Source organism: Aeromonas taiwanensis (genome assembly GCF_000820165.1).
Taxonomy (GTDB): domain Bacteria; phylum Pseudomonadota; class Gammaproteobacteria; order Enterobacterales; family Aeromonadaceae; genus Aeromonas; species Aeromonas taiwanensis.
Map to the genome: position 1 here is coordinate 47,554 of NZ_CDDD01000021.1, position 6,000 is coordinate 53,553.

Consider the following 6,000-nt stretch of genomic DNA (forward strand, 5'->3'; position numbering starts at 1 on the left):
TTTTTTATGTCCGCCGTTCGGTCATTCCCGCCCAGTAGCCACCATAGTAGCAACCGAGATGCCATCGGGGCGTCATGCCCTTGTCATGGGGGCAGGGCATCTTGCCTGTGTCGGCGATCACAACGGCGGCCTCCGCCGCGAAGGAGCATCTTATGACGAGCTGGGTAATGTGGGAAATCTGGTGGAGCCGGATGTGGGGACAGGAGACTGGGAAGAATGTACCCGCCGGGGAAGAGGAGGTTGCGTATGAACCTTCACGCCTGCCGGCGGAGCTGATCGTGCAGGGTAAACCGGTGCATTCTTATCCATCGAGAGCGCGAGGTTGAGGGCAAGGCTCAAAACAGCCGCAGTTGCTCGCCCGGGCGGATGAAACGATCCAGGTTCAGCTGGATGTGGCGCTTGCCCAGTTGCAGCCGCCTGCTGATGAGGCGAAAGCGCTGGGCCAGCAAGTCGGCAAACTGCCCTTCTCCTCGCATGCGGGTGCCGAAGGCGGGACTGTTGAAGACACCGCCCCGGCTTGCCCTCAGCTGGTTCAATATGGCCTCCTTCTGGCCCGGATAGTACTCATCCAGCCAGTCGCTGAAGAGGGTGGTCAGCTCGTGGGGCAGACGCAGCAGGATGTAATCTGCGCAACCTGCCCCGGCGGCCACGGCGGCCTTGATAATCTGTTCAAGCTCGGGTTCGTTGAGCCGCGGGATCATGGGAGCGGCCAGCACCCCGACCGGCACGCCTGCCAGCGCCAGCTTCTCGATCACCTTGAGCCGGCCCGCCCCTGTGCTGGCCCTTGGCTCCAGCTGTCGCCGCAGGGTTTCATTCAAGGTAGTGACCGACACCATCACCTGGCAGAGCCCTTCCCGGGCCAGCTCCGTCAGCAGATCGAGGTCGCGCAGGATCATGGCGCTCTTGGTGATGATCCCCACCGGGTGGCGATGGGCCAGCATCACCTCCAGCAGCTGGCGGGTGAGGCGATAGTGGTGTTCGATGGGCTGATAGGGGTCGGTATTGGCCCCGAGGAATATGATTTGGGGTTGGTAGCTCGGCTTGGCAAACTCCCGGCGCAGCAGCTCGCCGGCGTTGAGCTTGGCAAATAGCCGGGTCTCGAAGTCGAGACCCGGAGAGAGCTCGAGGTAGGCGTGGCTCGGTCTGGCATAGCAGTAAATGCAGCCGTGTTCGCACCCTTGATAGGGATTGATGGAGCGGCCGAAGGGGACGTCCGGCGAGCTGTTGTAGCTGATGATGCTGCGGGCGGTGATTTCTTTCACCTCGGTACGGGGAACGCCCGCTTCAAACGCAGCCTCCCACTCGGTAGATGACCAGCCATCATCGACGGCGTCGATCTGCGGGCCGCTGAAGCGGTGCTCGATATTGTGGCTGCTGCCTCGTCCTGCCATCTCATTCCCCAGGTGGCTGTATATTCATACAGTCATTTTGCAGAGAGGAAAGTCAAACTGCAAGTCCGCCAGGCCAGGGCAAAGAAGTAACGCCAAGACATCTCCTGCTTGATCTGTTGCTACATTTCGTTTACATAGACGAAATGCGAACTGGATCACGGAAATCCCTATGAAACCCACTACCTCCCGCTGGCTCTTCATCGCCATCCTCGCCCTGGTCATCTGGCGTCTGATCCCGCTCTCCACCGAACAGGAGATGGCGGCAGCCAACCGTGCCTGGCGGACAGGGCACTTTGATGAAGCGACCCGGATCTGGTCGCCTCTGGCGGATGAGGGCCAGCCAAGGGCCCAAGCGTTGATGGGCTGGAGCCATGAAGTGGGGCAGGGGAGCGAGCAGGACATGGGCCTCGCCATCGCACTCTATCGTCAGTCCGCCGAGGCGGGGGATGCCTTCGGTCAATACCGACTGGCGGAGGTCTATCTGCGGGGCGTCGGGGTGACGCGGGATCTGCGCGAGGCGTTTCGCTGGATGGAGCTGGCTGCCAAGAACGGTGATGTGCCCGCCATGCTGAAGGTAGGGGTGCTGCACCTGATGGGGGTCAATGGCCGTGTCGACATGGCCGAGGCGAAGCAGTGGCTCTATCAGGCCTCGCAAAAGGGCAACAAGATGGCACTTCAGGTGTTGCAGGAGATGGCGCTGGCCGAGGAGGGGCGCAGCGCCTTCGATTTCAACGGCAGCTCTCTGTTGAGCGCCGGCTAGCGAGTCAGCGGCTGGCGGTGACCTTGCCCGGGGTCACGTCGGTGACATAGAGGGTACTGCGTTCGGCGCTGTGCACTATGCTGCATACCTCGCGCTTGCTGCCATCGCTCAGGATCACCAGCTCCCCGATATGCACGGGACAGTGTGTCGTCAGCAGGTGGTCCGGGTGGATGATCTTCTCCGCATGCTCCGGAAACGAAATGTCATAGGTGTACATCATGCTCTCCTTGCTTGGGCTGTCGCCTCACTGGAAACCTAGCACAGCGTGTGGTTTCGCGGGGCGGCGTGCCAGCCTCGGCGCCCTCCGATGATTGGGTCCGGCCTGTTTCCATGGTATGCAAAATCGCCAAGACAACTTGTCTGAGTTGTCGCGTCTGATACAATCCTTCGCTGTACCTGTCAATTGCAAGCCATGCACAGCCATCAGAGTGTGTACCACGGTGTGTAGCAACCGCATTGTGAGCGGTGAAACATTCACGTGAACAGCTTGAGATTCAAGGACATTTTTCATTCACATGTGCCCTTTGGTAGGGGGCACCACTGTCTAAGGAAACACCGAATGCCAATCATTACTCTGCCTGACGGCAGCCAACGTCAATTCCCCCACGCCGTTTCCGTCATGGACGTCGCCGCAGACATCGGTCCCGGCCTCGCCAAGGCGTGCATTGCCGGCCGGGTGAACGGTGAACTGGTGGATGCTTGCGAGCTGATCGAAGCCGATGCCTCCCTGGCCATCATCACCGCCAAAGACGAAGACGGTCTGGACATCCTGCGCCACTCCTGTGCCCACCTGTTGGGTCATGCCATCAAGCAGCTCTGGCCCCAGACCAAGATGGCCATCGGTCCCGTCATCGACAACGGTTTCTATTACGACGTCGATCTCGACCGCACCCTGACCGAGGAAGATCTGGCCGCCCTGGAAGAGCGCATGCTGGCGCTGGCCGCCAAGGATTACGACGTCGTCAAGAAGAAGGTCTCCTGGCAGGAAGCGCGCGATGTGTTCGCAGCCCGTGGCGAGACCTACAAGGTCGAGATCCTGGATCAGAACATCGCCCGTGATGATCAGCCCGGTCTCTATCATCACGAAGAGTACGTCGACATGTGCCGCGGCCCGCACGTGCCCAACATGCGTCACTGCCATCACTTCAAGCTGCAGAAGATGTCCGGCGCCTACTGGCGCGGTGACTCCAACAACAAGATGCTGCAGCGCATCTACGGTACCGCCTGGGCCGACAAGAAACAGCTGAAGGCGTATCTGCAGCGCCTCGAAGAGGCCGCCAAGCGCGACCACCGCAAGATCGGCAAGCAGCTCGACCTGTACCACATGCAGGAAGAAGCGCCTGGCATGGTGTTCTGGCACAACGACGGCTGGACCATCTTCCGCGAGCTGGAGACCTTCATCCGCGGCAAGCTCAAAGAGTACGACTATCAGGAAGTGAAGGGTCCCTTCATGATGGATCGCGTGCTGTGGGAGCGTTCAGGTCACTGGGAGAAATACGCCCAGGCCATGTTCACCACCCAGTCCGAGAACCGCGAGTACGCCATCAAGCCGATGAACTGCCCGGGCCACGTGCAGATCTTCAACCAGGGCCTGAAATCCTACCGCGATCTGCCGCTGCGCATGGCCGAGTTCGGCTCCTGCCACCGCAACGAGCCGTCCGGTTCCCTGCACGGCCTGATGCGGGTACGTGGCTTCACCCAGGATGATGCCCATATTTTCTGTACCGAAGAGCAGATCATGGAAGAGGTGTCTGCGTGCATCCGCATGGTCTACGACGTCTACGGTACCTTCGGCTTCGAGAACATCGTGGTCAAGCTCTCCACCCGTCCCGAGCAGCGCATCGGCTCCGACGAAGCCTGGGATCGCGCCGAGGCTGCCCTGGCCGAAGCGCTGGAGCTGAACGGTCTGAAGTTCGACCTGCAGCCGGGCGAGGGAGCCTTCTACGGTCCGAAGATCGAGTTCACCCTGCACGATTGCCTTGATCGTGCCTGGCAGTGTGGTACCGTGCAGCTCGACTTTGCCCTGCCGGGCCGCCTTGGCGCCACTTACGTGGGCGAAGACAACGAGCGCCACGTGCCCGTGATGATCCACCGCGCCATTCTGGGCTCGCTGGAGCGCTTCATCGGGATCCTGACTGAAGAGTACGCCGGTTTCTTCCCGACCTGGCTGGCTCCGACCCAGGCCGTGGTGATGAATATCACGGATAACCAGGCCGATTATGCGGTGAAAGTTGCCAAAGCATTGAATGATGCGGGCCTTCGCGCAAAAGCGGACTTGAGAAATGAGAAGATTGGCTTTAAAATCCGCGAGCATACTTTGAAGCGGGTACCCTTCATGCTGGTCTGCGGCGATAAAGAAGTAGAAGCCGGCAAGATTGCAGTGCGTACTCGTAAAGGGGCTGACCTGGGCTCTTATCCTGTTGAAGAGCTGATTGCTCTGTTGACCCAGGAAGTTCAGACCCGCGGACAAAAGAAAGTGGAGGAATAAGCTATAAAAGGCGGAAAAAAACTGGGCAAGCAACCGCAAGCCCGCGCTCACCGGATCAATGAAGAGATCCGTCTGAAAGAAGTTCGTCTGACTGGCCTGGATGGTGAAGCCATTGGCATCACCTCCATCCAGGATGCTCTGAACTTGGCCCTTGAGGCCGGAGTGGATCTGGTCGAGATCAGTCCGAACGCTGAGCCGCCCGTTTGCCGGATCATGGATTACGGCAAATTCCTCTACGAAAAGAGCAAAACCACCAAAGAACAGAAGAAAAAGCAGAAAGTCGTCCAGGTCAAGGAAATCAAATTCCGTCCTGGCACCGACGAAGGCGACTATCAGGTAAAACTACGCAACCTGGTTCGCTTTCTGGAAGACGGGGACAAGGCGAAGGTCACCCTGCGCTTCCGTGGTCGTGAAATGGCCCACCAGGATCTTGGTATCAAGGTTCTGGAGCGAGTCAAGAACGACCTGGAAGAGCTGGCCGTAGTCGAATCGTTCCCGAAAGTCGAAGGCCGTCAAGCTGTGATGGTCCTCGCACCCAAGAAGAAATCTTAAGGCCCACAAGAAATTGACTCATGGGGCTTGCTCCATGAGTCGGTTCGCCTTGCGATTTTGTTGTCACTCACAATGCGGAGTATGAAATGCCGAAGATGAAAACCAACCGGGGCGCCGCAAAGCGCTTCAAGAAGACTGGCTCAGGTCGCTTCAAGTGCAAGCACAACCACCTGCGTCACATCCTGACCAAGAAGAGCAGTAAGCGTAAGCGTCAGCTGGGACCGAAGTTCTTTGTTTCCGCTGCCGACCACAAACGTGTTGTCGCTTGTCTGCCGTACGCATAAGGGGGGATGTGAAAAATGCCAAGAGTTAAACGTGGTGTGACCGCTCGCGCTCGTCACAAGAAAGTAATGAAAGCCGCCAAGGGTTACTACGGCGCCCGTTCCCGTGTCTACCGCGTAGCGGTACAAGCGGTAACCAAAGCTGGTCAGTATGCCTACCGTGACCGTCGTCAGAAGAAGCGTCAGTTCCGTCAACTGTGGATTGCGCGTATCAACGCTGCAGCCCGTCAGAACGGTCTGTCCTACAGCCGTCTGATCGACGGTCTGAAGAAGGCTTCCATCGAGATCGATCGCAAGATCCTGTCCGATATCGCCGTTCACGACAAGCTGGCTTTCACCGCCCTGGTTGAAAAGGCCAAAGCAGCTCTGGTTTAATCCGGTTCTGTTTTATAGATGATAAAAGGAGGCCATCGGCCTCCTTTTTTGTATCTGTAATTTACGGTTTGAACTCGCTTTCTCTTTTTCGTGTCCGTGTTTTTATGGCCATGCTCATCGCATGTTAAGCGGTGCTCAGGGGGTGGGCGGGGC

At 58.5% G+C, this 6,000-nt stretch carries 7 protein-coding genes; 5 read left to right on the top strand and 2 right to left on the bottom strand.

Going from position 1 to position 6,000, the window contains the following annotated elements:
• Positions 1-335: 335 nt before the first annotated feature.
• Positions 336-1,391 carry a PA0069 family radical SAM protein gene (locus tag BN1136_RS04250; protein WP_043760330.1) on the bottom strand — a complete coding sequence of 352 codons (1,056 nt, stop codon included), beginning with the start codon at positions 1,389-1,391 and terminating at the stop codon, positions 336-338.
• A gap of 169 nt (positions 1,392-1,560) precedes the next feature.
• Between BN1136_RS04250 and BN1136_RS04255 the strand changes: the two genes are divergently transcribed.
• Positions 1,561-2,151: a tetratricopeptide repeat protein gene (locus BN1136_RS04255; protein ID WP_043760333.1), complete on the top strand. Its 591-nt coding sequence runs from the start codon at positions 1,561-1,563 to the stop codon at positions 2,149-2,151.
• A gap of 4 nt (positions 2,152-2,155) precedes the next feature.
• Here the strand turns inward: BN1136_RS04255 and BN1136_RS04260 are convergent, their stop codons facing one another.
• Entirely contained in the window at positions 2,156-2,368 is a 213-nt protein-coding gene (locus BN1136_RS04260; RefSeq protein WP_043760335.1) for a hypothetical protein, read from the bottom strand.
• A 342-nt stretch (positions 2,369-2,710) separates the two neighbouring features.
• Between BN1136_RS04260 and thrS the strand changes: the two genes are divergently transcribed.
• The 4 genes from thrS to rplT all read left to right on the top strand — a co-directional run bounded on the left by thrS (position 2,711) and on the right by rplT (position 5,847).
• A complete protein-coding gene (gene thrS, locus BN1136_RS04265) occupies positions 2,711-4,639 on the top strand; it encodes a threonine--tRNA ligase (protein ID WP_043760337.1) in 1,929 nt (642 codons plus the stop codon).
• A gap of 21 nt (positions 4,640-4,660) precedes the next feature.
• Positions 4,661-5,191: a translation initiation factor IF-3 gene (gene infC, locus BN1136_RS04270; protein ID WP_185219337.1), complete on the top strand. Its 531-nt coding sequence runs from the start codon at positions 4,661-4,663 to the stop codon at positions 5,189-5,191.
• An 86-nt stretch (positions 5,192-5,277) separates the two neighbouring features.
• Positions 5,278-5,475: a 50S ribosomal protein L35 gene (rpmI, locus tag BN1136_RS04275; RefSeq protein WP_005300673.1), complete on the top strand. Its 198-nt coding sequence runs from the start codon at positions 5,278-5,280 to the stop codon at positions 5,473-5,475.
• A gap of 15 nt (positions 5,476-5,490) precedes the next feature.
• Positions 5,491-5,847 (top strand): 50S ribosomal protein L20, encoded by a 357-nt coding sequence (gene rplT / locus BN1136_RS04280; RefSeq protein ID WP_010674800.1) that lies wholly within the window; start codon positions 5,491-5,493, stop codon positions 5,845-5,847.
• The last annotated feature ends 153 nt before the right edge of the window (positions 5,848-6,000 follow it).